The sequence below is a fragment of the uncultured Capnocytophaga sp. genome, assembly GCF_937936315.1.
Taxonomy (GTDB): Bacteria; Bacteroidota; Bacteroidia; order Flavobacteriales; family Flavobacteriaceae; genus Capnocytophaga.
The window spans coordinates 1-21,682 of record NZ_CALGWU010000008.1; the positions used below are offsets into that span (position 1 = coordinate 1).

General features: G+C 37.7%; 22 protein-coding genes. 13 read left to right on the forward strand and 9 right to left on the reverse strand.

From position 1 onward, the window contains the following. Positions 1-193: 193 nt before the first annotated feature. From Q0162_RS01665 to Q0162_RS01725, 13 genes are all read left to right on the forward strand, one after another. Entirely contained in the window at positions 194-556 is a 363-nt protein-coding gene (locus tag Q0162_RS01665) for a hypothetical protein (protein ID WP_281639724.1), read from the forward strand. A gap of 16 nt (positions 557-572) precedes the next feature. Further along, the gene (mtaB, locus tag Q0162_RS01670; RefSeq protein WP_297888116.1) at positions 573-1,880 is read left to right on the forward strand and encodes a tRNA (N(6)-L-threonylcarbamoyladenosine(37)-C(2))-methylthiotransferase MtaB; all 1,308 of its coding nucleotides are present in this window, start codon (positions 573-575) and stop codon (positions 1,878-1,880) included. 36 nt (positions 1,881-1,916) lie between these two features. Then, positions 1,917-2,543: a hypothetical protein gene (locus tag Q0162_RS01675; RefSeq protein WP_297888119.1), complete on the forward strand. Its 627-nt coding sequence runs from the start codon at positions 1,917-1,919 to the stop codon at positions 2,541-2,543. Beyond that, on the forward strand, positions 2,540-3,193 hold the full coding sequence (locus Q0162_RS01680; RefSeq protein WP_297888122.1) for a hypothetical protein: 654 nt from the start codon (positions 2,540-2,542) through the stop codon (positions 3,191-3,193). Before Q0162_RS01675 ends, Q0162_RS01680 begins: the two co-directional genes overlap by 4 nt. 1 nt (position 3,194) lies before the next feature. Then, on the forward strand, positions 3,195-3,824 hold the full coding sequence (locus Q0162_RS01685; RefSeq protein WP_297888125.1) for a trimeric intracellular cation channel family protein: 630 nt from the start codon (positions 3,195-3,197) through the stop codon (positions 3,822-3,824). Between the two features lie 102 nt (positions 3,825-3,926). Continuing rightward, a complete protein-coding gene (gene tig / locus Q0162_RS01690) occupies positions 3,927-5,255 on the forward strand; it encodes a trigger factor (protein ID WP_297888128.1) in 1,329 nt (442 codons plus the stop codon). Between the two features lie 97 nt (positions 5,256-5,352). Further along, complete coding sequence (locus Q0162_RS01695; RefSeq protein ID WP_297888131.1) at positions 5,353-5,994, forward strand: hypothetical protein; 642 nt, start codon at positions 5,353-5,355, stop codon at positions 5,992-5,994. Between the two features lie 94 nt (positions 5,995-6,088). After that, the gene (clpP, locus tag Q0162_RS01700) at positions 6,089-6,748 is read left to right on the forward strand and encodes an ATP-dependent Clp endopeptidase proteolytic subunit ClpP (protein ID WP_096088886.1); all 660 of its coding nucleotides are present in this window, start codon (positions 6,089-6,091) and stop codon (positions 6,746-6,748) included. Continuing rightward, positions 6,748-7,980 carry an ATP-dependent Clp protease ATP-binding subunit ClpX gene (clpX, locus tag Q0162_RS01705; RefSeq protein WP_297888139.1) on the forward strand — a complete coding sequence of 411 codons (1,233 nt, stop codon included), beginning with the start codon at positions 6,748-6,750 and terminating at the stop codon, positions 7,978-7,980. The genes clpP and clpX overlap by 1 nt, the downstream gene beginning before the upstream one ends. A 24-nt stretch (positions 7,981-8,004) precedes the next feature. Then, positions 8,005-8,607: a thioredoxin family protein gene (locus Q0162_RS01710; protein WP_002678643.1), complete on the forward strand. Its 603-nt coding sequence runs from the start codon at positions 8,005-8,007 to the stop codon at positions 8,605-8,607. A 13-nt stretch (positions 8,608-8,620) separates the two neighbouring features. Then, a complete protein-coding gene (locus Q0162_RS01715) occupies positions 8,621-9,259 on the forward strand; it encodes a hypothetical protein (protein ID WP_297888147.1) in 639 nt (212 codons plus the stop codon). 4 nt (positions 9,260-9,263) lie between these two features. Continuing rightward, complete coding sequence (trmD, locus tag Q0162_RS01720; protein WP_297888150.1) at positions 9,264-9,938, forward strand: tRNA (guanosine(37)-N1)-methyltransferase TrmD; 675 nt, start codon at positions 9,264-9,266, stop codon at positions 9,936-9,938. 12 nt (positions 9,939-9,950) lie between these two features. Continuing rightward, a complete protein-coding gene (locus Q0162_RS01725; RefSeq protein WP_297888153.1) occupies positions 9,951-11,585 on the forward strand; it encodes an AMP-binding protein in 1,635 nt (544 codons plus the stop codon). Here Q0162_RS01725 and Q0162_RS01730 read toward each other — a convergent pair. From Q0162_RS01730 to Q0162_RS01770, 9 genes are all read right to left on the reverse strand, one after another. Further along, positions 11,580-12,068 (reverse strand): hypothetical protein, encoded by a 489-nt coding sequence (locus Q0162_RS01730; protein ID WP_297888155.1) that lies wholly within the window; start codon positions 12,066-12,068, stop codon positions 11,580-11,582. The genes Q0162_RS01725 and Q0162_RS01730 overlap by 6 nt on opposite strands. Next, positions 12,052-13,134: a methylmalonyl-CoA mutase family protein gene (locus Q0162_RS01735; protein ID WP_297888157.1), complete on the reverse strand. Its 1,083-nt coding sequence runs from the start codon at positions 13,132-13,134 to the stop codon at positions 12,052-12,054. Before Q0162_RS01735 ends, Q0162_RS01730 begins: the two co-directional genes overlap by 17 nt. A gap of 39 nt (positions 13,135-13,173) precedes the next feature. Then, on the reverse strand, positions 13,174-14,448 hold the full coding sequence (locus Q0162_RS01740; protein ID WP_297888158.1) for an NAD(P)/FAD-dependent oxidoreductase: 1,275 nt from the start codon (positions 14,446-14,448) through the stop codon (positions 13,174-13,176). 94 nt (positions 14,449-14,542) lie between these two features. Then, positions 14,543-16,942 (reverse strand): MMPL family transporter, encoded by a 2,400-nt coding sequence (locus Q0162_RS01745; RefSeq protein WP_297888159.1) that lies wholly within the window; start codon positions 16,940-16,942, stop codon positions 14,543-14,545. A gap of 66 nt (positions 16,943-17,008) precedes the next feature. Then, the gene (locus Q0162_RS01750) at positions 17,009-17,977 is read right to left on the reverse strand and encodes a polyprenyl synthetase family protein (RefSeq protein ID WP_297888161.1); all 969 of its coding nucleotides are present in this window, start codon (positions 17,975-17,977) and stop codon (positions 17,009-17,011) included. Continuing rightward, the gene (locus Q0162_RS01755; RefSeq protein WP_297888163.1) at positions 17,974-18,495 is read right to left on the reverse strand and encodes an NUDIX domain-containing protein; all 522 of its coding nucleotides are present in this window, start codon (positions 18,493-18,495) and stop codon (positions 17,974-17,976) included. Before Q0162_RS01755 ends, Q0162_RS01750 begins: the two co-directional genes overlap by 4 nt. A gap of 165 nt (positions 18,496-18,660) precedes the next feature. Continuing rightward, positions 18,661-19,260, reverse strand: a complete 600-nt coding sequence (locus Q0162_RS01760) for a 50S ribosomal protein L25/general stress protein Ctc (protein WP_095902294.1) — start codon at positions 19,258-19,260, stop codon at positions 18,661-18,663. Positions 19,261-19,311: 51 nt separating this feature from the next. Then, positions 19,312-20,256, reverse strand: coding sequence for a ribose-phosphate pyrophosphokinase (locus tag Q0162_RS01765; RefSeq protein ID WP_297888167.1), 945 nt, complete (start codon positions 20,254-20,256; stop codon positions 19,312-19,314). 109 nt (positions 20,257-20,365) lie between these two features. Then, positions 20,366-21,547: a proline dehydrogenase family protein gene (locus tag Q0162_RS01770; protein ID WP_297888169.1), complete on the reverse strand. Its 1,182-nt coding sequence runs from the start codon at positions 21,545-21,547 to the stop codon at positions 20,366-20,368. Positions 21,548-21,682 lie beyond the last annotated feature (135 nt).

Genomic DNA, 21,682 nt, shown 5'->3' on the forward strand with positions numbered 1-21,682 from the left:
ACGATCAATTGTACGACAAACGCGAGTTCTATGGTAACTTCACTTTGTTCAGATAATAAAGCAAACTAACAAGATAATGAGAGAGCTATTCACTAGAGTAGCTCTCTTGTTATTATTTAGTACTTCGTAATTTGTATTTCGTACTTCGTAATTCGTAATTATTTTGTACCTTTGCCGCCAAAATTAATTTATTATGACGGAACACGAGCTGCTAAAAGCCCGTTGGGAAGAGGTGGTACAACGCCTTTCCGATACTTTTACCGAAGGCGAAACTTTAAGTGTAGATGGTATTATCTACCTTATTGGTGTTCAAGAACTCGGACAAATAGGTCGTTCTTATGCCAAAGATGAAAAAGTAGATCTAATGCATATCGCTATTTGCAAACTCTTAGAACCCTTTGGTTATTATGAATATGAATTTACTGATCCCGATGGCTGGCCTCATTATCGCTTAGTGCAGGAGCTTCCTGCTCTTAAAGCTGGCGAACAGACCATACTGATAAAAAAAGCCATTGTACAATATTTTTTAGAAAAAGATTTCTTTTCTAACCCCTAATGTCTAATACTTAAAAATGAAAAAAGTAGCATTCTATACTTTAGGTTGCAAACTCAACTTTTCCGAAACCTCTACTATCGCACGTAGCTTTGAAGAGGATGGCTATATTCGTGTTGATTTCGACGACCCTGCCGATATATACGTGATTAACACCTGCTCAGTTACCGAAAACGCAGATAAACAATTTAAACAAATCGTACGCAAAGCACTGAAAACAAACCCTAAGGCATTCTTGGTGGCAGTGGGTTGTTATGCTCAATTAAAACCAGAAGAACTCGCTTCAGTAGATGGGGTTGATTTGGTATTAGGTGCCAAAGAAAAGTTCAATATCACTCAATATATTGATGACCTCACCAAAAATAATGAGGGCATCGTGCACTCTTGCGAAATTTCCGAAACCGACTTTTATGTGGGAAGTTATTCTATTGGCGACCGTACACGTGCTTTCCTAAAAGTGCAAGATGGTTGTGACTACAAATGCACTTATTGCACCATACCAATGGCACGTGGTATTTCACGAAGTGATACTATCGAAAACATCATTGCTAATGCTAAGAAAATTTCAGATAAAGGTATCAAAGAAATCGTACTTACAGGTGTGAACATAGGCGATTATGGCAAAGGTGAATTTGGTAACAAAAAGCACGAGCACACCTTTTTAGAATTGGTGCAGGCTCTTGATAATGTTGAAGGCATTGAACGCCTGCGTATCTCATCAATAGAACCCAATCTTATCAAAGACGAAACTATCGACTTTATAGCACAATCTAAAAGTTTTGTACCTCACTTTCATATTCCTTTACAGAGTGGAAGTAACGATATCCTTAAAAAGATGAAACGCCGCTATTTGCGTGAACTCTATGTAAGTAGGGTAGCCAAAATACGTGAAGTGATGCCTGATGCCTGCATCGGGGTAGATGTGATTGTAGGTTTCCCAGGCGAAACCGATGAACATTTCTTAGAAACTTATCATTTTCTAAACGAATTAGATATTTCTTACTTGCACGTATTTACTTATTCCGAGCGTGACAATACCGAAGCTGTACTTATGGACGGTGTAGTCCCCGATGCAGTACGTGCTAAACGCAGTAAGATGTTACGCGGATTGTCAGCTAAGAAACGCAATGCTTTTTATGAGAGCCAGTTAGGTAAAGAAAAAACAGTCCTTTTCGAGGGCGATAACAAGCAGGGATATATTCACGGGTTTACTGAGAATTATGTAAAAGTAAAAGCCCCTTGGGATCCTGCTTTAGTGAATACCCTCCACAAAGTAAAACTTACCAAAATAGATGTAGACGGAATGGTGCGCTTTGAGTTTGTATAAAGTAGAACAAAGAAAATTAGAAATAATAAAACAACAATGGTACACTATAAAACAGAATTAATGTTAGAATTCCCTGGGTTTGTACTCTTCGATCCAGTAGTACTACAAGAGTTCCTACTCGAAAAAGGTATAGAAGATGATGATTTACTGAAATATTTCATCAATAACCCTGCAATAGGTGAGGAAAGTATCCAACGAGGAATATTACTGCCTATCTATAATATAGAACCTTTTGATTATGAAATACTCATAAATACAACTACTAAAAGTGAAATCCCTACCGATTGGGTAGTTTTTAAAAATGAAGTCTCATTACCTCTACAAGTAAAAAGCGGAAGGTTAGCTGTAGAAGATATCTATATGATAATGAGTTGGGATTATGAAAATAATTATTCCGATTTTGCTAATGAAAAGAGCCTAAATCCTCAACCCGCTGTAGAAGGTGTAGAATTAAATGGAGACACAGGAGATAGATTTGATATTCCAGCAGGTAATTACGGGGTAAAAGTATTAGGCTTCTTAGATGTAAATGAACCTGATATTTTTGAGAGTAAGTGTGGCTATGAATTGTTTTTTGAAAAGATGGATACTTTGCCTATAATTCCTGAAAATATAGATGTAGATAAGTTGGATTATAAAATAAAAGTAATATCTGAAAGATGAAAATCCTTTTAACAATTACCCTATCTCTACTGCTTTTTTCCTGCAATAACTCTGTGATTAGCTTCAAAAAATCTTGCAATGCCGAAACAGCAAAGCAAACAGTTGCCGAATTAGCAGAAGTAAAAGCTAAAATAAAGCAATTAGAAACACTTATAGGAAATAATCCTACTTATTGGGTGCAGGATAGTATACAAAGAGATAACAAAACCTATTATCGTTTGCGATTGCTCAACAAATTGTCGTATACCGATGTGCATCTCTATACTTTTGCAGTGCCAAAAGATGATTGTAAACAAGTGTTTTGGGAACAAAAAAAAGGGACTCTATTGCCTTATGCCGAAATCGAAAAACAAACGAAACAAGCAATAACTCAACAGAAACAATTTCCCGCTTTTTTCAAACAATTCATTACAGATATAGCTTTCAGGCAACAACACTTAGCTGAACCTCTCTTGCGCTTATTGAGGCAGAAAGATGGCAGTGTACTTCTTACCGAAGAAGAACTCCTTACTGATGAGTTTAACGAATTACAAACTTATAGTTTTAATTATTACCCTGATAGCGTGTTGTGCAATAACCCCGACAAGGCTATAACCCTCGTATTTATTCCTGTAAATAATACTTGGAAACTTACTCAAATTTGGCATTAAAATGGAAGATTTGATTCAATTTTTATCGCAAATCGACCAGATTTATCTCTGGGATTTAATCGGAACGGCAGTCTTTGGTGTTTCCGGTGTATTAGTAGGCTTAGAACGCCGTATGGATATCTTTGGAATGCTCATCTTAGCCTTTGTAACAGGGGTAGGAGGGGGGACTCTCCGCGATATTATGATAGGTAGTGTCCCCGTATTTTGGATGAAGAATCTCACTTATATATTAATGATTGTCATTAGTGTAGTGATTACCATTCTATTCAAAAAACAGTTCTCAGAACATTGGAGCAAATCGCTAATGTTGTTTGATACTATTGGGCTGGGGGTTTTCACTATCATTGGTATAGAAAAAGCCCTGCGTTTTGGCTTATCGCCCACCATAGCTATTATTTTAGGTACAATGACGGGTAGTTTTGGGGGAGTGATAAGAGATATATTAGCTAACAAATTGCCCGCTCTTTTCCATAAAGAAATTTATGCAACTGCTTGTATTGCAGGAGGTACAGTCTATTTTCTTATTGATGATTTCGTTAATCATAATTTAGTAGTGTTCATCACCATAATGGTAGTGATTTCTGTCCGATTGCTGTCGGTAAAATATCATTGGGAATTGCCAAAATTCTAATTCCTAATTCCTAATTTCTAAAAAAACACATAAAACCTTGTGTATATAAACATTTTGTACTACCTTTGCAAATTGAAATTTTAGATTAAATATTTTTAAAAAATGAATATTAACAGAGAGCAAGTAGATGCTTTAAATGCTGTCATTAAGATAGCAATTGAAAAAAACGACTACGCCGATAAAGTAGAGAAAGTACTAAACGATTACAGAAAAACCGCTTCTATCCCTGGATTTAGAAAAGGTCACGTGCCTGCGGGAATGATTAAAAGACAGTACGGTAAAGCTGTGAAGTTCGACGAGATCAACCGTGTGTTGCAAGACTCGTTGTATAAATATATAAACGACGAAAAACTCAATATCTTGGGTAATCCACTACCTAAAGAAAAACAAGATATCAACATAGAAGCCGACGATTTTACTTTTGAGTTCGAAATTGGCTTAGCACCAGCTATCGAAGTGAATTTAAAACCTAAAAAAGGTATTGTTCGCTACGAAATTACTGTTGCCGATGATCAAATCGATAAACAAGTAGAACGCATCCAAAAACAATTTGGTAAACTTGTTGCTAAAGGCGAAGTGATCAATGATGATAGCCTTGAAGTTACAGGTACTTTCTTTAACGAAGAAAAATCTATTGATACTCAAGCTACTTTCACCTTAGAAGAACTCAGTGATGCTGCACGCAAAGAGTTTGTAGGTAAAAAGATAGGCGATCAATTCCAGTTGCAAACTAAAGGCTTGTTTAAAGATGCTCATAGCCTAATGCACTACCTCAAAGTATCGCACGACGAGGCACACCACTTAGAAGTGGAAATTACTTTCACTTTGGAAGAAGTTAACGAACGTCAAGGTGCTGCTTTAGATCAAGAATTGTTCAACAAACTCTTCCCTGATGGTTCTGTTACCACAGAAGAGCAATTGCGTGACAAAATAAAAGAAGGCGCTCAACATCAATACAACGAGCAAGCCGATCAACATTTCTTAAACACTGTTACTGATTATTTAGTAGATAATACTAAGTTTGAGCTCCCTGAAACTTTTCTTAAAAAATGGTTGCGCACAGCTGGTGAAAAAGAACTTACTGAACAAGAAGCTGAAGAAGAGTACACACGTTCAGAAAAAGGTTTGCGTTATCAACTGATTGAAGGTAAAGTGATGGAAGATAATAACTTGCATCCTAAGTTTGAAGAGTTGAAAGACTTTGCACGCAACTATATCAAAGCTCAATTAGCTCAATATGGTATGCCTACAGATGACGATAGCTATGTAGATGGTATCGTTGATCGTGTATTGCAAAACCGTGAAGAAGTACAACGTATTCAGCAACAATTAGTATTCAAAAAACTCATTGAGTTCTACAAAGAAAATGTTAATACCGATGTGAAAAAAGTAACTTTTGATGAGTTTGTAAAAGTAGCTTTCCCTGAATAGTAATTTTTGCAAAATACTATAAACCAGTCCAAAATTGCTAATGATAAATACTATTTTGTATCTTAATTTAGCAATTTTGGACTACATTTATTAAAAGATGAAACAAGAAATTCTTAACCGAATACAAGCCCTTGGCGGTGATATTAGCAAGGTAAAGGGTAATTCATTGCAAGAAGACTTATTAGCGATTACTTTCAATACAGTTCTTTATGAAAAACCTGAGGATACTCCTTGGGCAAAAGCCGATGAAAAAGAACCTATTTATGGATTAGGTGAATGGGTAGACGCTAATTTTAAGATTTACCAAACTGATAAAAAGGCTTTCTATGACCAAATGATTGCTGAATTTTATCAACTTACAGAAAAACCTTACGGACAACACTTTTGGACAGCCTCCCTCTTTACTCCCTTCAAAGAAGGTACTGAGGATTATGAAGAGTGGTATGATGATTTCTCTGATGATGAATTTACAGACCTTACAGAAATTGTTGAAGTTACAGGTGATGAAACACCAGATCTTATACAATTGTTTTATACCTCTGGCTATCCTGATCATATATACGTAGCTCTAAGTGACCCCAATCCAGAAAATCCTACTCTTTTTGGTACCGATCACGAGGTGTTTTTTGGAGAAATAGATAATATGGGTACCTTGGAGGACTATCTGAATACCCTAATGACCCCTGAGGAACTTATTGATATTGTAGAAAAAGCATTAATAAATTATAACCCATTGTAAAATATAGTTTTAAAAATAACTAACAAATGAAACAGCCCTTCACAGATTGTCCCTTTCGGGGGTTCGGGGGCACTAAAAACTAATAACTAAACAAATGAATTTATCAGACGAATTTAAAAAATACGCGATTAAACAACACGGAGTAAACAGCCTTTACTACGATAAAATAGTAGGAAGTATGACTCCCTATATTATGGAAGAACGCCAGCTAAATGTAGCTCAAATGGACGTTTTTTCCCGCTTGATGATGGATAGAATCATCTTCCTCGGCACCGATGTGAACGATCAAGTAGCGAATATAGTTACTGCTCAATTGCTTTTCTTGGAAAGCGTGGATAGTGCCAAAGATATCCAAATCTATATCAACTCTCCTGGTGGTAGTGTATATGCAGGATTGGGTATGTACGACACTATGCAGTTCATCAAACCCGATGTAGCTACTATCTGTACAGGTATCGCTGCCTCAATGGCTGCCGTATTACTATGTGCAGGCGCTGAAGGCAAACGCTCAGCATTGCCACACTCTCGTGTGATGATACACCAACCTTCAGGAGGAGCACAAGGGGTAGCCAGCGATATGGAAATCAATCTCAAAGAAATGTTGAAACTTAAAAATGAACTTTATGAAATCATAGCCAAACACTCTAAACAACCTTTTGCTAAGGTGTATAAAGATTCTGAGCGTGACTATTGGATGATAGCTCAAGAAGCTAAAGAGTATGGTATGATAGACGAAGTATTAGAAAGAAAATAATGGCTAAAAAACAAGTAGAATATTGTTCATTCTGCGGTCGTGCAGAACCCGAAACCGAGATGCTCATTCGCGGTATGGCTGGTAATATATGCAACTATTGTGTAGAACAAGCCAATATCATTATAGAAGAAGCATTTGGAGCTAAAGCTCAAAAAGTAAAAGAGACCGTATCAGGTGATATGACTCTCAAAACACCTCAAGAAATTAAACAATTCCTCGACCAATATGTGATAGGTCAGGATTTTACTAAAAAAATTCTCTCTGTAGCAGTATACAACCACTACAAGCGTCTGCAACAACCTAATGCTGATGATGAGGTAGAAATCCAAAAGAGTAACGTGATAATGGTTGGCGAAACAGGTACTGGTAAAACCTTGGTAGCCCGTACCATTGCCAAAATGCTCAATGTGCCTATCGCTATTGTAGATGCTACAGTACTTACTGAAGCAGGCTATGTGGGCGAAGATGTCGAAAGTATCCTCACACGTTTGTTACAAGCAGCCGACTATGATGTGGAAAAAGCTGAAAGAGGGATTGTGTTTATAGACGAAATCGACAAGATTGCCCGTAAGAGCGACAACCCTTCTATCACTCGAGATGTATCCGGGGAAGGAGTGCAACAAGCGCTGCTTAAACTTCTTGAAGGCTCTGTGGTGAACGTGCCTCCTAAAGGTGGACGCAAACACCCTGACCAAAAATATATAGAGGTAAATACCGAACATATTTTGTTCATAGCAGGAGGAGCTTTTGATGGTATTGAACGTGTGATTTCTAAACGCCTCAATATGCAATCTGTGGGTTACAATTCGTCTAAAAATACACAAGTAGATAGGAAAAATTTGGTACAGTATATCATACCAAAAGACTTAAAAGATTTTGGTTTAATCCCCGAAATCATAGGTCGTTTACCTGTGCTAACCTATATGAACCCATTGGATAAGCACACATTACGTATGATTCTCACCGAACCTAAGAATGCCATTATCAAGCAGTACAAAAAACTCTTTGAAATGGATGGTATCAATTTTGATATAACTGAAGAAGCTCTCGATTTTATTGTCGAAAAAGCCTTAGAGTATAAACTCGGTGCTCGTGGATTGCGTTCACTATGTGAGAATATCCTCACCGATGCAATGTTTGAGCTCCCTAACTCAGGTGTCAAAGAACTGAAAGTTACTAAAGAGTACGCTGAAGAAAAACTCAATAAATCAACTTTGCAAATTGCTTCCTAACTCTTAACTCTTACCTAAATAACAATGGAAAAAACACAAATCATCCGCAATAGTCTACTAAAAGCTGTTTCCTACGAGACCTATCGCAATCTAATAGATAAGTATGAAGCCGAAGGTAAGTCAAGTGGAGAAGAACAGACCGAAGAACGTGTGTATTACACAGCGCTCAACCAAAAACGCTATAAACGTTTGGATAAAACGATAGAAATACCCGAAGAAAAGGCGCAATTCTTTATAAACTACCCTAAAAGCGTTTGCTTGTTAGTTATAACCGAAAGTTGGTGTGGTGATGCAGCTCAAATTGTACCCGTAGTACATAAAATAGCTGAACTCAACCCTAAAATCACTATGAAACTTGTTTTTAGAGATGAAAATGAAGAGTTGATGAATCTTTTCCTAACCAATGGTGGTAAGGCAATTCCAATAGTAGTGTTTTTAGACTTAGAGGATAAGGTGTTGGCACATTGGGGCTCTCGTCCGTCAGTGGCTACCAAAATGGTAGAAGAAGAAAAAGCTAAAAATGGCAAACTTTCTCCTGAGTTCAAAGAAGAACTACAAAGATGGTACAACCAAGATAAAGGTGCTACCATTGTAGATGATTTCAAGAAGATTTTAGAAACTATATAATAATAATTTTAATATGAAAAAACTTACTTTTGTTGCAATAGCTGCATTGTCTTTCTTTTCAGCTACAGCCCAAGAAGGAACTTCTACACGCACTACTACGCGTTCTACAACTCAAGCGACTCCTGTAGAAGTAGTACAAGAGGAAAAAATCCCCACTACACTATCTGAACAGTTTCAGTATATGGTCGATAAGTCAAACTCTTACGAGAGATTTAAACTGATTGACAAAACTAAATTAGCTGTTTTTCAACGCAGTATGAACGATAGCATCAATAGTGTGAAATCCCGACTTGAAGCTGAAAAGCAAACTGTAAAAACACACGAAAATACTATCAAAACCCTCAATGATAATATTGCAGAACTACAAACAACACTTGATGAAACTAAAAACCAAAAAGATAGTATGAATATCTTTGGCGCATTGCTATCCAAAGGTTTGTATAATACTATTATGTGGGGAATAGTATTAGTTTTGGCAGTATTACTCATTTTCTATATCTATAGATATGCTAACGGAAATGTAGTTACTAAAAAATCTATCAGCGACTTAGCCGAATTGCAAGAAGAGTATGAAAACTATCGCAAAGCAGCTATCGAGCGCGAACAAAAAGTGCGTCGCCAGTTGCAAGACGAAATAAATAAACACCGTTAAACCGATGCGTATTGATATCATATCAGTAGTTCCTGAAATAATGGAGAGCCCCTTTGCCTACTCTATTATGAAACGTGCTATTGATAAACAATTAGTGGAAGTGCATTTCCACAATCTACACGACTATGCTAACAATGCTTATCGTCAAGTAGATGATTATCAGTTTGGTGGAGGAGCAGGAATGGTGTTGATGATAGAACCAATCGATAAGTGTATTTCAGCCTTAAAAGCCGAAAGAGATTATGACGAGGTGATATTCCTCACCCCCGATGGTGATACACTCCAGCAAAAGATGGTTAATCAGCTTTCGTTAGCTGAAAATATTATCATCTTATGTGGGCACTTCAAAGGGGTAGACCAGCGTGTGCGCGACCATTTTATCACTAAAGAAATCTCCATAGGCGACTATGTGCTTTCAGGGGGAGAATTAGGGGCTGCTGTGCTCTGCGATGCAATTATTCGTCTCATACCTGGTGTTCTCTCCGACGAAACTTCAGCCCTTACTGATTCGTTTCAAGACAATTTGTTAGCACCTCCAGTCTATACGCGTCCAGCTAACTACAAAGGTTGGGAAGTACCCGAAATCCTTACCAGTGGTAATACGCCTAAAATAGAGCAATGGCGGGAAGATATGGCTTATGAACATACTAAAACCAAACGTCCCGACTTATTAAAATAGCAAAAAATCTTAATGAATAAAAACTTAGCTTATATTTATGGAGCTTCTGATATTTCTCTTTTAGGAGAAACTATCGACCAGAACCTTCGTAGAACAGTAGAAAAATTTCCTCATAAAGATGCACTCATTTCTGTACATCAAAATTATAGGGCTACCTATAGAGAGTTTTATGCACAAGTAACAGCAGTAGCTAAAGCGCTCATTGCTTTAGGGGTAAAACAAGGTGATAGAGTAGGAATTTGGTCGCCTAATTGCTATGAGTGGACGCTCTTGCAGTATGCTACCGCCAAAATAGGCGTGATAATGGTTAATATCAATCCTGCTTACCGTACGAGTGAACTGATTTATGTAATCAACCAATCTGGAATATCGTTTATTTTTGCAGCTCCTGAATTTAAGAGTAGCAACTATAAAAAAATGATTGACGATGCGCGTGAGTTTACTGAAACCCTTAGAAAAGAAGTCTATTGGGGAGATAGCTGGGAACGCTTTTTAGAAAATGGTAAAAAAGTTACGGACGAGAAATTACTTTCTTTTGAAGAAAAAGTACAGTTCGACGATCCCGTAAATATACAGTATACTTCAGGTACTACGGGCAACCCCAAAGGTGTTACTCTTTCTCATCACAATATTCTCAACAATGGTTATTTCATTGGTATTCGTATGAACTATACCGAGAAAGATAGGGTGTGCATTCCAGTGCCTTTTTATCATTGTTTTGGGATGGTAATTGGTAATATTGCTTGTACAGTTCACGGAGCTACAATGGTAATTCCTAATGATAGTTTTGATGCTACCCAAACACTCGAGGCGGTAGAAAAAGAAAAATGTACTTCGCTTTATGGAGTGCCTACAATGTTCATTTCAGAGCTCTATATATTAGACAAACACCCTTACGATTTGTCGAGTTTACGTACAGGAGTAATGGCAGGAGCTTTGTGTCCTCCCGAGATTATGAAACGTGTGAAAGAGCAAATGAATATGCACGAAATCACGATATGCTACGGTATGACCGAAACTTCTCCCGTATCTACACAAACTAAAATAGGAGCGCCTTTCGAGAAACAAATTCACTCAGTGGGTACTATCCACGATCATTTGGAAATTAAGATTATCAACCCCGAAACTAAAGCAATTGTAAAACGTGGAGAAAATGGTGAACTCTGTACACGTGGCTATTCAGTGATGTTGAAGTATTGGAATAGTCCACAGGCTACACAGCAGGTAATAGATGAACAACGCTGGATGCACTCTGGCGATTTAGCAATGATGGATGAAGATGGTTATATCCACATTTCAGGTCGTATCAAAGATTTGATTATTCGCGGAGGTGAGAACATTTCTCCTAAAGAAATAGAGGACTTCCTCTACACGTATGAAGGGGTGTTGGATGCTCAAGTTATTGGAGTACCAAGCAAGAAATACGGTGAAGAAGTAATGGCTTGGATCAAAACTAAAGAAGGGGTAACCCTCACTGAACAAGAACTTCACGATTTTTGCAAAGGTCGTATTGCTCACTATAAAGTACCTCGTTATTGGAAGTTTGTAGATGAATTCCCAATGACTATCTCAGGTAAAATACGCAAGGTGGAAATGCGTGAAATATCTGCAAGAGAACTTGGTTTAGATACCGAAGAAGAATTATAGATAAAAAGGATCAATAGTTTTTGTAACTAAACTATTTGCTATCAAGAGTTGGTTTTCTGGTAAAGCCAACTCTTTATTTTTGGTAATCAAATCATCGGCTTGAGCTATGAGAGCGTAGAGATAATCAGTGATGGAATGCACCCAGCAGCTGATAGGTATTTTGGCAATAGCGCGCAATTGGCGGAGGAGCACAATCATTTCAAAGCTATTCGCAGGACTATCTACTAAAATGTGCAGTTTGTCTTTAAAAGGTAACTCTCTGATAAAATCTTGTTGGGTACTGTTTTCTAAAAGAAGGGAAGCAGGAATATAAATGTATGTTTCTTCACGAGTAAGTACTTGAGGTAGTTCCTCTAAAGTACTAACTACCATTAGTTCATCGGTGATAATGCGCAAAGGGGGCACTTCTTTTAAATACCCCATTGCATGAAATCCGCGTTCATAAGGTGGCACGCCAGCTATGGCATTATGCGTTTCTGTCATAGTCTTCTTGTTTTAAGCGTTTTTCAAAAGATTCCCACAAGCGTTTGAGTTCTAATACTTCAGATGATTTTTTTTTGCTAAAAGGATAGAAATCCCAATCTTTACGGCTGTATAAATCTATGGCAGGTAAAGAAGCGCACTGCTCATTAAAAAGCGCTTGCTCTCGTTGTGATTTCTGTTTTATGTCCTTTATCAAGCTAAAGTCTTTTGTGATAGCCGGAAGTCCCCCTTTTTTTGTAATCTGCTCTAGCATCACAAGGGCTTTTTTGTACATTTCATAACTGAGACTTTCTATAGCATACATCCCATTAAGCAGAGTAGAGTTGCGTGTAGCTGTGATGTTCTGAATGGTTGCTACATTAGCTTTTTCAGTATTTAGGTTGTTATTTTTAAAGAAAAGAGGATTTTTAGGCAGTAGATAATCAGCACCTCCTAACACGGCAGCTTCATAAGCTAATTGTACATAGTTTTCGTTGTATGATGATTTCAGCAGCGATAAACCTCTACTTGATACTTCAGCGATGAGGCAAAGGGGTAGGGTAGGGAGTTGTTCATTTAGTAGTCTGCGAAAAGCGCGCAATTTAGCTATTTCTAATAAAAAAGTGCCTCCTACTGCTACTTTTACATTGAGTACATCAGCAGTGTGAGGATTTTCTTTGATTTGGGCTACCCCAAAGGCAATTTGTTGCACCATCGAGGCGCCTGCTTTTTGGTAAATTGTAGTGTCAATAGCAAATGAGTTAGTAAATAAATACTGCAAGTTTGCAGGTAGCCATTCTTCTACTTCTTTTTGAGTAAGTTTAGGATGTATATCCAACAAAAAGAAAGATACCAATTGCTCTTTCCAGAAAGCTATACGTTTAAGAGTTGCTTCTTTATCAGATATAAAAAGAGGGACAGCTACTTGCGTTTTAGTGTTAATAACATAAGGGCTTTTAACATTTTCGGCAGTGTAAAAAGGCAAAATAGGAATATCTTCTGCTGAAGCGAATATAAGTGACTCGTAGTCTCTTCCCTCCAGCAGATATTGCAATTGTTGTTTCCATTGTTTTGCAACGATATCCATTCCTATTTATCTATTACCTAACACCTATAGTCTGTCGCTCTATCCTTTTGCTTTTTCGTTAGGGCGCAACACCATACGATACGATTGGTCTTTACTGATGTAATAACCTACCCAATTGTACAAAGCTCTCATTTTGTTACGGAAGTTTACCAGCGACATAATGTGTATAAACGCCCATATAGCCCACGCGATAAAGCCTTTGAGGAAGATATTCTTAGGCAAATCGGCAACGGCTTGGTTGCGACCAATGATTGCCATAGAACCTTTATCTACATAACTGAAAGGAGTAGGGTTTACAAAATCTTTATTGAAGTTTTTTCCTAAGTTATTAGCTTGCTGTAAGGCTACTTGTGCAAGCTGTGGGTGACCTTCAGGAAAATGAGGGTCGGTTGTCATAATGCTTGAGTCGCCAATAGCATAGATGTTGTCAAAACCATCTACTTTGTTGTAAGCATTGGTTTTCATACGTCGCCCGCGCCCTAAGTATTGTTTGTCGTCAATTCCTTTAAAGGTTTTAGCCGAGATACCTGCTGCCCATATTAGGTTGCGCGCATCGAGTATAGTGCCGTCCGAAAGGTGCACTTCGTCATTTACAAAGTCGGTTACGAGTACTCCTAATTTGAGTTTTACACCTTTTTTTAGCAAGGACATTTTAGTATATGCTTGAGCTTTTCTACTCATAGGAGAAAGCACAGTATCTTGTCCGTCAATGAGGTAGATGTCTCCTAAATCTTCATAAGTGAGTTCGGGGTAGTCTTTGCGCATAATGTTTTGTTTCATTTCAGCAAAAATACCTGATAACTCTACTCCAGTAGGTCCTGCTCCTGCAATGGCAAAAGAAAGCAACTTGCGGCGCAATTCTTTATCTTGGGTACGAGTAGCACGCTCTAAGCGCGTATACACCAAATTGCGCAACATCAAAGCATCACCTACAGTTTTCATAGGCATTGCTTTTTCTTCTACATTTTTGTTGCCAAAAAAGTTAGATTCAGCTCCTGTAGCCATTACCAATATGTCGTATTGCAATTCGCCATTGCTTAAAATTAGTTTGTTTTCCGATGGAACAACTTCTTGTAAAGTAGCCATCCTAAAACGTGCATTTTTATATTTGCGAAACAGACGGCGGAAAGGGTAGGAGATAGACGAAGGCTCCATAAAACCCGCTGCCAATTGGTATAATAGAGGTGGAAAGAAGTTGTAGTTATTCATATCCACCAAAGTGATTTTAAATTTACCAGAGCGATTTAATTCTTTTACTAGTTCTAACCCAGCAAAACCACCGCCTACAATTACAATATGTTTTTTGTTTTCCACAATGATTATTATTAATTAGTCAATTTGCCAATTTGGTAATGGCTAATTGTTGTTTCTTTTTATTATTTTGATTATTAAATATTAAACTGATTTTTTACTTTTCGCTGTTTTCTTCTTCTTCCTCTTTTGGGAAAATCTCAATCTTAGGTTCTTTAATGGTCTCCTTGTTAGACAAACTGCGTTCTAACGACAATAGCAAACTTGGTAAGAGCAATAAGTTTGTCATCATAGCAAAGAGCAAAGTAGCCGATATCAGTCCGCCGAGGGCTTTGGTACCTCCAAAGCTGGAGAGCAAAAATACTGAGAAACCGCAGAGTAGTACAATAGAAGTGTAGAACATACTTACCCCTGTTTCGCGCAAAGCAGCATATACAGATTTGCTTATCTTCCAATTACGTGCTACCAACTCTAAGCGGTATTTAGCCAAGAAGTGAATAGTATCATCTACCGAAATACCAAAGGCAATACTAAACACAAGTATGGTGGAAGGTTTGAGCGGAATGCCAAAATAGCCCATCAGTCCTGCGGTGATGAGTAGCGGTAAGAGGTTAGGAATGAGCGAAACTACTATCATTTTGAATGAACGGAACATATACGCCATAATGAGTGCAATGAGCAAAATGGCTAAGGCTAATGACCAAATCAGGTTGGTAGCCAAATAGCTTGTTCCTTTGGTAAATAAATAGGCTTTCCCTGTAATTTTCACTTCATATTTATCATTAGGGAAGAGTTTTTGAGCTTTAGCGTATATATTATCCTCTATTTGTTGCATTTTCTCAGTACCAATATCCTTCATAAAGGTTGTGATACGTGCTGTTTGTCCCAATGAATCTACATAAGCAGAGAGCATATTGGCATTGCCTTTAGAGTTTTTTACGTACGAAAGAATGAAATTTTGCTCTTGAGTAGTAGGTAAACTGTAATATTTAGGGTTGCCGTTGTAATAGGCTTGTTTGGCATATTTTACTAAGTTTACTAAGGATAGAGGTTTTGATATTTCAGGGATTTCCTCAATATGAGTGCAGAGTTCATCAATGCGTTTGAGGTTAGCTAATTTAGTAACGCCATTTTTTTGTTTAGTATTAATGGTGATTTCCAAAGGCATAATTCCTCCATAATTTTTCTCAAAGAAGCCAATATCATCAAAGAAAGCAGCTGATTTAGGCATATCTTCAATGAGACTCCCTGAAATTTTAATTTTGTAAATGCCTATGATACTGAGAATAAGCAACACAATAGCGCTTGTAAATACCGCAATGCGATGGTGTTTAACTGTATTTTCAATGAATTTGATGAGCCCGCCAATCCAGTTGCGGTGCAAATGCCTAAGGTGTTTTTCCTTAGGAATACTCATATAGCTATAAATAATGGGGATAACCAATAGTGAGATGAAGAAAATAGACACTACATTGATAGAAGCAATCACCCCAAACTGCTTGAGCAAAGTACTTTCAGTAAAAATGAAGGTAGCAAAACCGATAGCAGTAGTGAGATTGGTGAGCAGGGTTACATTCCCCACATTACGGATTACCCTAATAAGCGACTTGGCTTGGTTGCCGTGTTTACTAATTTCTTGCTGATATTTATTGATGAGAAACACACAGTTAGGGATGCCAATTACAATCACTAACGGTGGAATCAATCCTGTGAGAATAGTAATTTCGTAACCGAAAAGCCCCAAAAATCCAAATACCCACATTACCGCAATAGATACAACGCCCATAGAGATAAACATTGCTCTGAACGAACGGAAGAAGAAAAAGAAAATGGCTGAGGTAGAAAGTAAGGCAGCCAAGATAAATAGCCCTATCTCATCCATTATATTTTGAGCGCTAAGGGTACGAATATAAGGCATACCCGAAGTGTGCACTTTGAGTCCAGTTTGCTGTTCAAATTTTTTGACAATGGGAATGAAATCGTTGAGGATAAAATCCTTGCGAGCTTGTGTATTGACAATTTTCTTGTTCATATACACGGCTGTTTGCAAGGTGTTATTTTTCTTGTTGTAGATAAGACCTTCGTAGAAAGGCAATTTTTCGGAGAGTATTTGCTGGAGACTATCAGCTTGCGCTTGAGTTTTTACTTCTCCTTCAATGAATTTATGAGTAACAAAGCGTTGCTGAGCTGTATCCTTTACCAAAATAGGCAGATTATTAATAGAGATAACTGCGTCTATTTGTTTAAATTGCTTCAGTTCATTACTAAGGGCAATCCATTTGTTGAGCACTTCGGGCGTATAGATTTTTTCATCGTCTAACGCCATTAAAATCAAGTTACCTTCTTCACCAAACTTTTTGAGGAAGTGTTTGTACTCCACATTTACGGGGTGATCATCGGGGAGCATATTCGCCTCGGTGAAGGTAAAGCGAACGTTTTTCCACTGAGAAACTAACCCCCCAGTGATAGCAATTATGAGTAGTAGAAAAGCAATTCGGTTGCGCAATATTAAGCCAGCTATGGTACTCCAAAAACTGGCTTTTATCCATTTAAACATCTTCTGGTCTCTTCTTTAGAATTAGAGCGCAAAAGTAAGAATAATTTGCCAATTAGCAAATTTAAGTTATACCTTTCTGTTCATTAACTTTAAAGCAAATTCTTTTAGGTAATGGCGTTTTTCGTCACTAATGGTAAGTTCTGTTAAAACACTAAGAGCTCTGTGAGTAGTGCGTTCTATTTCTTCGCGTACAGCTGCAGCTGCTCCTGTGGCTTCAAACAATGCTTTTACAGCATTTATCTTTAGCTCACTATCTTCGGTAGAGGCATAGTGCTGCAAAAGTTCTTTTCGCTGTTGCTCATTTCCTAAATTCAAGGCTGCTAAATATAGAATAGTCTTTTTGTTTTCGATGATGTCTCCACCTATACGTTTGCCAAAAGACTCATCGCCAAAAGCGTCTAAATAGTCATCTTGCAATTGGAAAGCTAATCCTACTTCTTCCCCAAAAGTATAGAGTAACAGTTGGTTTTCAGCAGAGGTATTAGCTATGATAGCCCCCATTTGCAAAGCAGCCCCTATAAGAACGGCTGTTTTGTAACGTATCATCTGTAGATAGTCGGGGATACTAACCTCGGTTAGTGATTCAAAGTCTACATCCCATTGTTGTCCTTCACACACTTGCAAGGCAGTACGTGAGAGTATTTTGGTAAGTGGAGTAAATATTTCAGTAGGATAGTCGTCTAATAATTGATAGGCTTTTACTAGCATTGCATCACCTGAGAGGATAGCAATATTAGTGTTCCATTTTTTGTGAACAGTAGCTTCTCCGCGTCGCAACAAGGCTTTATCCATAATATCATCGTGAACCAGAGAGAAGTTGTGGAACATCTCTATAGCCATAGCTGCGTTGAGAGCTTTGTGATAATCGGCATCAAAAAGATCGGTAGCGATGAGAGTAAGAATAGGGCGTAAACGCTTGCCACCCAGTTGCAAAATGTAGCGCATAGGCTCATATAAATTGCGGGGTTCTTTTACAAAAAGTTTAGAGTTGAGATGGTCTAAGAAGGCTTCTCTGTATTGTTCTACTGTTTTCATAGGGCAGATTTTTTTAATTGTTGAATTACAGTTCTCACCGATACAAAACCTATTTTTTCTTCAGGTATTTCTTGAAGTTTGAACCATTCTAAAGCTTTGATTTCGTCGGGGGCAACTATGTGTACTTGTTCTTCAGCTAATTTACACTCGAAGAAAATATCCATAGTGCGGTAAGGTACGTTTTTGTACAGATAGTTGTTAGGAAAGGTAGTGATGAATCGCAATTGTTCAGGTTTGATAATCATTCCCATTTCTTCTTTTACTTCACGGCAAGCAGCTTCTTGAGCAGTTTCCTCGGGGTCGATAAATCCCCCTGGTAGGTCTAGTTTGCCTTTATCGGGCTCCATATTGCGCACGGTAAAGAGTATTTTATCTTGGAAGCGAAACACTATGGCTACAGCAGCAGCAATATTATGGAAATAGGTGAATCCACAATCGTGGCAGAGAAAGCGCACGTTGTTAGGGAACTCTATATGAGTAGAAGTACAATTAGGACAATGTTTGAAAATGCTTTCCATAAAAATAGTAATGTATAAAATCAGGCGACAAAAATAGTGAAAAAACTGTTATGTTTTTCATAAAATTGCTTTTTTAGTTGAATTAATATGAAAGAGGCTGTCTGAAAAAGTTAAAACCAAACTTTTTAGACAGCCTCTTTTGTAAGAAAATCTATTTACTAAATATTATTTCTTTTTAGCAGCTTTTTCAGCTTTAGCAGCATCTTGTGCGGCTTTCATTGCAGCACGTGATACTCTTATCTGGCAAACCACAGTGTTATCTGGATGCATAATCTTGTAGTTTTCTTGTGCTAATTTAGTAACATATAGTTTGTTACCCATTTCCAAACCTGAAATGTTTACAGGAACAAAGTCAGGCAAGTTATCAGGAAGTGCTTTTACTTTGAGTTTGCGGTTTACAATGCGCAAAGTACCACCAGCCATAATACCAGGAGAAGTTCCTTCGATTTGGATAGGCACTTCGATAGTGATTTCTTTACTTTTGTTCAACTGATAGAAATCGATGTGGATGATTTTATCAGTTACAGGGTCAAACTGAATGTCTTGCAGAATGGCATCGTAAGTTTTACCATTCAATTCAATCGCAGCGGTGTATACGTTAGGAGTGTACACGATGTTTTTGAATGCTAATTCAGGTGCTGAAAAGTGCAGAACATTGTCTCCTCCGTATAGTACGCAAGGAACCTGTCCAGCATTACGTAAGGCTTTGCTAGCTGCTTTTCCCACGCTTTCTCTTTGAGATCCTTTGATTGTAATTGATTTCATTTATTTATATATAGTTATTAAGTTACTTGTTTTTTGGCTAATTTTTAATTCTTACATTATAAATTTAGAACTGATAGCTTCATTATGGTGTACCTTGTACATTACATCGGCAAAAAGTTCAGCACAACTCAGTACTTTAATTTTGCTTGAAGGTTGTTTTAGAGGGATTGAGTCAGTTACGATTAATTCTTCTAAAACTGAGTTTTCGATGCGTTCGTGAGCATTACCACTGAGGATGGGGTGAGTAGCAATAGCTCTTACGCTTACTGCTCCTCTCTCTTTCATTAATTGGGCAGCTTTTACTAAGGTGCCTGCAGTGTCTACCATATCATCTACTAGTACTACATTTTTACCTTCTACTTCCCCGATAAGTTCCATTGTTTCTATTACATTGGCTTGCTTTCGCTGTTTGTAGCAAATCACTACATCACTTTTCAAAAACTTAGAGTAAGCATAGGCTCTTTTAGAACCACCCATATCAGGTGAAGCAATACACAAGTTGTCTAAGTTCAAACTTTGCAAATAAGGCAAGAAAATACTTGAAGCAAAAAGGTGGTCTACAGGGCGTTCAAAGAATCCTTGAATTTGGTCGGCGTGCAAGTCCATTGTCATAATACGAGTAGCACCTGCCGCTTGTAAGAGGTTAGCCACTAATTTTGCCCCTATGGGCACTCTAGGTTTATCCTTTCTATCTTGTCGTGCCCAACCGAAGTAAGGCATTACAGCTGTAATGTGGCGGGCTGAAGCTCGTTTGGCAGCGTCTATCATTAGTAAAAGCTCCATTAAATTATCCGAATTAGGAAAAGTAGAGCATATTAAGAAAACGCGTGCTCCTCTAATTGATTCTTCAAAAGAGGGCTGAAACTCGCCATCACTGTAATAAGATAGTTTAATTTCACCGAGCTGAGTACCGTATTTTTCTGCAATTTTCTCAGCAAGTTCTATGCTTTTAGAACAAGCAAAGATTTTTGAATTAGGGGTGGTTTCACTAAACATTTTTATATGTAAGCATTAAAGGTATAAAAAAACTTCTAATTTTTCAGGGCGCAAAATTACAAATATTAATGATAATAGCAACTATATCCCTAAAAAAATATTCTGCTTATTATTCTTTTTCTTGACTACGACGTTTTTTTTCTGCTTTTAAAAGAGATAATTCACGTCCGGTTTGCCCAGCTACAGACGTGTTTTCTTCAGCTCGACGTATTAAGTAAGGCATTACCTCACGTACAGGGCCAAAAGGTAAATATTTGGCTACGTTATACCCTTCTTTAGAAGCATTGAAACTGATATGGTCACTCATTCCATATAATTGAGCTATCCACACGCGCTTGTCGTTAGGTTGTAATCCCTTTTCTTTCATTAAATCCATTACAAGAGCAGTACTTTCTTCGTTGTGAGTACCTGCAAAGAGTGCTATTCGGTCAATATGTTCTATAATATAGCGCACAACAGCGTTGTAATTGTCATCGGTTGCTTGTTTGTTAGGACAGATAGGAGTAGGGTAACCTTGTTCGGCTGCACGTTCATTTTCTTTTTCCATATACGCACCCCGTACGATTTTTACACCTATATAGAAGTTTTTATCTACAGCACGTTCATAGAGACCTTTTAAATAAGGCAAACGGTCGTGGCGATACATTTGCAAGGTATTGTAAACAATAGGTTTTTCTTTGTTATACTTTTCCATCATTTCTTCTACAAGGTTATCGGCAGCGGTTTGCATCCAGCTTTCTTCAGCATCTACTAAAATAGGTATTTTGTACTCGTAGGCGCGTTTACAAGCGGCATCAAAACGAGCTTTAATACGTTCCCATTCTTTTGTTTCCTCATCGGTGAGGGGTTTGTTTTCAGTAAGTTTTTGGAAGATAGCAAAACGTCCAAAGCCTGTGGGTTTAAACACTACAATAGGAATTCCTTCATCACGATGGAGATTGCCAAAGTCGATAGTTTCCATCGTCTTTTCAAAAGTAGCTTCGATAGAGCTTTCCTCGTCTTTTCCTTCTACAGAGTAATCAAGCACAGAGCCAACGCCCTTTTGGTGCATTTTTTTGATTACAGGCAGGCAGTCTTGTTCGGAGATACCCCCACAAAATTGTTTAAAAACTGTACGCTTGATGAGTCCTTCTACAGGTAAACGTAGTTTTAGAGAGAAGTTAGTGAGGGCAGTGCCTACACGGGTGAGGGTGTTACTACCTATAAGTTTAAAGAGGCGGTAAGCCCAATTGAGTTCAGATTGGCTTTTGAGGGCAAAAGCTGTTTTAGTGTCGGAGAAACGTGTGCTCATAACAATCTTATAATTAACAGTTGATGAGGCAAAAGTAATATTTTACTTTTGATTATGCAAATTTTATTTTCGTTTTTTTCTGAAAATTACGAATAAAAAGCAAAACTACAAAAAATAATGTAATTAGCTCATACA

What these genes read in the sequence shown, in the direction of transcription:
- Q0162_RS01695 (WP_297888131.1), top strand. Translation starts at nt 5,353, where the DNA reads ATGAAACAAGAAATTCTTAACCGAATACAAGCCCTTGGCGGTGATATT.
- Q0162_RS01750 (WP_297888161.1), bottom strand. Translation starts at nt 17,977, where the DNA reads ATGAAAACAGTAGAACAATACAGAGAAGCCTTCTTAGACCATCTCAAC.
- Q0162_RS01765 (WP_297888167.1), bottom strand. Translation starts at nt 20,256, where the DNA reads ATGTTTAGTGAAACCACCCCTAATTCAAAAATCTTTGCTTGTTCTAAA.
- Q0162_RS01745 (WP_297888159.1), bottom strand. Translation starts at nt 16,942, where the DNA reads ATGTTTAAATGGATAAAAGCCAGTTTTTGGAGTACCATAGCTGGCTTA.
- Q0162_RS01725 (WP_297888153.1), top strand. Translation starts at nt 9,951, where the DNA reads ATGAATAAAAACTTAGCTTATATTTATGGAGCTTCTGATATTTCTCTT.
- mtaB (WP_297888116.1), top strand. Translation starts at nt 573, where the DNA reads ATGAAAAAAGTAGCATTCTATACTTTAGGTTGCAAACTCAACTTTTCC.
- Q0162_RS01685 (WP_297888125.1), top strand. Translation starts at nt 3,195, where the DNA reads ATGGAAGATTTGATTCAATTTTTATCGCAAATCGACCAGATTTATCTC.
- Q0162_RS01730 (WP_297888155.1), bottom strand. Translation starts at nt 12,068, where the DNA reads ATGACAGAAACGCATAATGCCATAGCTGGCGTGCCACCTTATGAACGC.
- trmD (WP_297888150.1), top strand. Translation starts at nt 9,264, where the DNA reads ATGCGTATTGATATCATATCAGTAGTTCCTGAAATAATGGAGAGCCCC.
- Q0162_RS01665 (WP_281639724.1), top strand. Translation starts at nt 194, where the DNA reads ATGACGGAACACGAGCTGCTAAAAGCCCGTTGGGAAGAGGTGGTACAA.
- Q0162_RS01675 (WP_297888119.1), top strand. Translation starts at nt 1,917, where the DNA reads ATGGTACACTATAAAACAGAATTAATGTTAGAATTCCCTGGGTTTGTA.
- clpP (WP_096088886.1), top strand. Translation starts at nt 6,089, where the DNA reads ATGAATTTATCAGACGAATTTAAAAAATACGCGATTAAACAACACGGA.
- tig (WP_297888128.1), top strand. Translation starts at nt 3,927, where the DNA reads ATGAATATTAACAGAGAGCAAGTAGATGCTTTAAATGCTGTCATTAAG.
- Q0162_RS01760 (WP_095902294.1), bottom strand. Translation starts at nt 19,260, where the DNA reads ATGAAATCAATTACAATCAAAGGATCTCAAAGAGAAAGCGTGGGAAAA.
- Q0162_RS01755 (WP_297888163.1), bottom strand. Translation starts at nt 18,495, where the DNA reads ATGGAAAGCATTTTCAAACATTGTCCTAATTGTACTTCTACTCATATA.
- Q0162_RS01710 (WP_002678643.1), top strand. Translation starts at nt 8,005, where the DNA reads ATGGAAAAAACACAAATCATCCGCAATAGTCTACTAAAAGCTGTTTCC.
- Q0162_RS01735 (WP_297888157.1), bottom strand. Translation starts at nt 13,134, where the DNA reads ATGGATATCGTTGCAAAACAATGGAAACAACAATTGCAATATCTGCTG.
- clpX (WP_297888139.1), top strand. Translation starts at nt 6,748, where the DNA reads ATGGCTAAAAAACAAGTAGAATATTGTTCATTCTGCGGTCGTGCAGAA.
- Q0162_RS01715 (WP_297888147.1), top strand. Translation starts at nt 8,621, where the DNA reads ATGAAAAAACTTACTTTTGTTGCAATAGCTGCATTGTCTTTCTTTTCA.
- Q0162_RS01680 (WP_297888122.1), top strand. Translation starts at nt 2,540, where the DNA reads ATGAAAATCCTTTTAACAATTACCCTATCTCTACTGCTTTTTTCCTGC.
- Q0162_RS01770 (WP_297888169.1), bottom strand. Translation starts at nt 21,547, where the DNA reads ATGAGCACACGTTTCTCCGACACTAAAACAGCTTTTGCCCTCAAAAGC.